Genomic DNA, 3,859 nt, shown 5'->3' on the forward strand with positions numbered 1-3,859 from the left:
CCGCGCGAGGGGGTGGCCGCCTGGGCGTTCGGGGCCGCCGGCCTGGGCGCCGCCCAGGGGGTGTCCACCGCGCTGGTGTACGGGGCGCTGGTGGTCGTCGCCGCCCTGCCCGGCGCCGCCGTGCTGCTGCTGGGTCGGCTTCCGGCCCGGTTGCCCCGCCGGTCCACGCCCCGCACCCTGAACCAGGGTGGTTCTGCCGCGGTACCCGCTGCCGGGCTGGCCGGCAGCGCCTGACGGAGGAGACACATGTACGGAGCACTGCCGCTCGCCACGGTCCGCACTCAGGTCACGGTCCCGCTCCGCCTGCCCGACGGGTACGCCACCACGGCCCGGGTCTTCACCTTCGACGGGCTGGTGGACGGGCGGGAGCACCTGGCGTTCGGGCTCGGCGACTGGGCGGGCGCGCTGCGGCGGCAGCCGGCCGGGCTGGCGCCGCTGGTCCGCCCGCACAGCGAGTGCCTGACCGGGGACGTCTTCGGCAGCCAGCGCTGCGACTGCGGCCCGCAGCTGCGCGAGGCGGTGGAGCGCATCGCCGACGCCGGCGGGTTCCTGCTCTACCTGCGGCAGGAGGGGCGCGGCATCGGCCTGTACCCGAAGCTGGACGCCTACGCGTTGCAGGACGCCGGCCTCGACACGTACGAGGCGAACGTGGCGCTCGGGCACGGCGAGGACGAACGCGACTACCGGGCGGCCGCGCAGATGCTGGCGGTGCTGGGGGTGCGGCGGCTGGCGCTGCTGAGCAACAACCCGGAGAAGGCCGAGCAGCTCGACGGGCTCGGCGTGGCGGTGACGGAGGTGGTCCCCACCGGGGTCTACCTCTCCCCCGCCAACGCCGACTACCTGGCGGCGAAGGCGAGCCGGGCGCCGCCCGCACCGCCGACTCGCCGTCGCTGACCTGAGATGGGCGCCGTGCCGGCGGGCCGGCGGCCGTACGTGCTGCTGAGCTGCGCCACGTCGATCGACGGGTACATCGACGACGCCACCGGGCAGCGGCTGCTGCTCTCCAACGCCGACGACCTGGCCCGGGTCGACGCCGTCCGGGCCGGCTGCGACGCGATCCTGGTCGGCGCCGGCACCGTCCGCCGCGACGACCCGCGGCTGGTGATCCGCTCGGAGCGGCTGCGCCGGGAGCGGGTGGACCGTGGGCTGCCACCGTCGCCGGTGAAGGTGACGCTGACCGGGCGCGGCGACCTCGACCCGAGCGCCCGGTTCTTCACCGTCGGCGACGCGGACCGGATCGTGTACTGCGCCTCGCCGGTGGTGGCGAAGCTCACCGAGGTGCTGGACGGGCTGGCCACCGTGGTGGACGCCGGCGACCCGCTGGACCCGGCCCGGGCGCTGGCCGACCTGGCCGGGCGCGGGGTGGACCGGCTGATGGTGGAGGGCGGCGGGTCGGTGCACGCCCAGTTCCTCACCGCCGGGCTCGCCGACGAGCTGCACCTGGTGGTCGCCCCGTTCTTCGTCGGCGACCCCCGGGCGCCCCGCTTCGTCCGCGACGGCCCGTTCCCCTGGCACCCCGGCCGGCGGGCGCGGGTGGTCGAGGCCCGCCAGATCGGTGACGTGGTGCTGGTCCGGTACGCCCTGTCGGATCGCTGCCCGGACGGCTGAGCCGGTGAACCGGCGAGCCCGTTCGTCCGTACCACCGGCCGACACGGAGAACCGGCCTACTACGCTTCGTCGTAGGAGGTGCGGCGTGGCGGACGAGGGAGCGGCTGTGGTGGACGAGGGCGACGAGCAGGTGACCGCATGGGCGCTGGCCGCCGGGCGGGGCGACCCGCTGGCGCTGGCGGCGTTCGTCCGATCCACCCAGGGCGCGACCTGGCGGTTCCTGCACCACCTGCTGGCCGACGCGGAGACCGACGACCTGGTGCAGGAGACGTACCTGCGGGCGATGCGCGCGCTGCCCCGGTTCGCCGCCCGGTCCTCGGCGCGGACCTGGCTGTTCGGCATCGCCCGGCGGGTCGCCGCCGACCACCTGCGGTCCCGGCGGGCCCGCCCACCGGCCACCACCATCGACGGGTACGACCCGCCGTCGGCGGGCCGGTTCGAGAACGTCGTGGTGCTGGACGCCCTGCTGCGGCAACTGCCGGCCGAGCGGCGCGAGGCCTTCGTCGCCACCCAGCTCCTCGGCCTGTCGTACGCCGAGGCGGCGCAGGTCTGCGACTGTCCCGTCGGCACCATCCGGTCGCGGGTGGCGCGCGCCCGGGCGGACCTGGTCGACGCCATGGCCGAACGCGCCACCCGGACGGACACCCGCGCCGGCTGACCCCGCACCGGCCCGGATCGTTCGTAAGGACATCGCAAGGTTTCCGCGCCCCGACGCCGGCCCGGCCCACGGCTACGCTGACCGGCACGAGGGGGAGGTCCGCTGTGCCGCAACGGGTGCTGGTCGTCGACGACGACCGGACGGTCAGCGACGTGGTCTGCCGCTACCTGGAACACGCCGGCTACCAGGTGGACCACGTCGCCGACGGCGCCGCCGCGCTGGCCGCTGTCGCCGCCGCGCCGCCGCAGTTGGTGGTGCTCGACGTGATGCTGCCCGGGGTCGACGGGCTGGAGGTCTGCCGGCGGCTGCGGGAGCGGCCGGACGGCGTACCCATCGTGATGTTGACCGCGCGCGGTGACGAGGCCGACCGGATCCTCGGCCTGCAACTGGGCGCGGACGACTACCTGAGCAAGCCCTTCTCCCCCCGTGAGCTGGTGCTGCGGGTGCGGTCGGTGCTGCGCCGGGCCGGCGGCGAGCCGGCCGGCGCGGCGGCGGAGGTGCTCACCGACGGCGGCCTCACCGTCGAGACCGGCCCTCGGGTGGCCCGGCTGCACGGTCGGGAACTGGCCCTCACGCTGCGCGAGTTCGACCTGCTGGCCCACCTGATGCGGCACCCGGCGCGGGCGTTCCGCCGGGCCGAGCTGCTGGAGCGGGTCTGGGGCTGGAGCTTCGGCGACCAGTCCACCGTCACCGTCCACGTGCGCCGGCTGCGGGAGAAGATCGAGGCCGACCCGGCCGACCCGCGCCGGATCGTCACGGTGTGGGGCGTCGGCTACCGGTACGAGCCCGTCGATGGGTGACCTCGCGCTGATCTTCGGGGCGGCGCTCGCCGCGGCCTGCTGCGTCGGGCTGCTCGGCGCGGGTGCGCTGCGGCTGCTGCGCGGCCGGTCGATCACGGTGCACATCTCCGTCCTGCTGGCGATGACGGTGAGCGCGGTGGCGGCCGGCGTCGCGGTGATCGCCGAGGCGATGTTCCTCTCCCCGCACGACCTGGAGGTGGTGCTGATCACGTCTCCGCGGCGGCGGTGGTCAGCCTCGCCGTCGGCTGGCTCTTCGGCCGGCGGCTCGCCGCGGCGGCGGTCTGGGCGGACCAGGCGCGGGAGCGGGAGCGGCGGATCGAGAAGGGCCGCCGCGACCTGGTCGCCTGGGTGTCGCACGACCTGCGCACGCCGCTGGCCGGGCTGCGGGCGATGGCCGAGGCGCTGGAGGACGGGGTGGTCGCCGACCCGGAGACGGTGCGCGAGTACCACCGCCGAATCCGGGTGGAGACCGACCGGATGACCCGCCTCGTCGACGACCTGTTCGAACTGTCCCGGATCAACGCCGGGGCGTTGCGGCTGTCACTGTCCGCCGTGCCGCTGGGTGACGTGGTCTCCGACGCCCTGGCCGGCACCGCGCCGCTGGCCGCGGCCCGCCGGATCCGGCTGGTCGCCGCCGAGTCGGGCTGGCCGACGGTGACCGCCAGCGATTGCGGCTGTCACTGTCCCGCCGTGCCCGCTGGGTGACGTGGTCTCCGACGCCCTGGCCGGCACCGCGCCGCTGGCCGCGGCCCGCCGGATCCGGCTGGTCGCCGCCGAGTCGGGCTGGCCGACG

4 protein-coding genes and 2 pseudogenes are annotated in these 3,859 nt (G+C 76.0%); all 6 read left to right on the plus strand.

From position 1 onward, the window contains the following. A pseudogene (locus JNW89_RS30255) lies at positions 1-234 on the plus strand (hypothetical protein); the annotation flags it as partial. A 12-nt stretch (positions 235-246) separates the two neighbouring features. Then, complete coding sequence (gene ribA, locus JNW89_RS30260; RefSeq protein WP_238451675.1) at positions 247-894, plus strand: GTP cyclohydrolase II; 648 nt, start codon at positions 247-249, stop codon at positions 892-894. A 6-nt stretch (positions 895-900) separates the two neighbouring features. Then, positions 901-1,608: a dihydrofolate reductase family protein gene (locus JNW89_RS30265; RefSeq protein ID WP_238451676.1), complete on the plus strand. Its 708-nt coding sequence runs from the start codon at positions 901-903 to the stop codon at positions 1,606-1,608. Between the two features lie 85 nt (positions 1,609-1,693). Further along, entirely contained in the window at positions 1,694-2,266 is a 573-nt protein-coding gene (locus JNW89_RS30270) for a sigma-70 family RNA polymerase sigma factor (RefSeq protein ID WP_375155165.1), read from the plus strand. A 104-nt stretch (positions 2,267-2,370) separates the two neighbouring features. After that, positions 2,371-3,066, plus strand: a complete 696-nt coding sequence (locus JNW89_RS30275) for a response regulator transcription factor (RefSeq protein WP_238451677.1) — start codon at positions 2,371-2,373, stop codon at positions 3,064-3,066. Beyond that, positions 3,059-3,735 (plus strand): annotated as a pseudogene (locus tag JNW89_RS30280) (sensor histidine kinase); the annotation flags it as partial. The gene JNW89_RS30275 and the pseudogene JNW89_RS30280, both read left to right, overlap by 8 nt. Positions 3,736-3,859: the final 124 nt, after the last annotated feature.

The organism is Micromonospora sp. 4G55, from assembly GCF_016803375.1.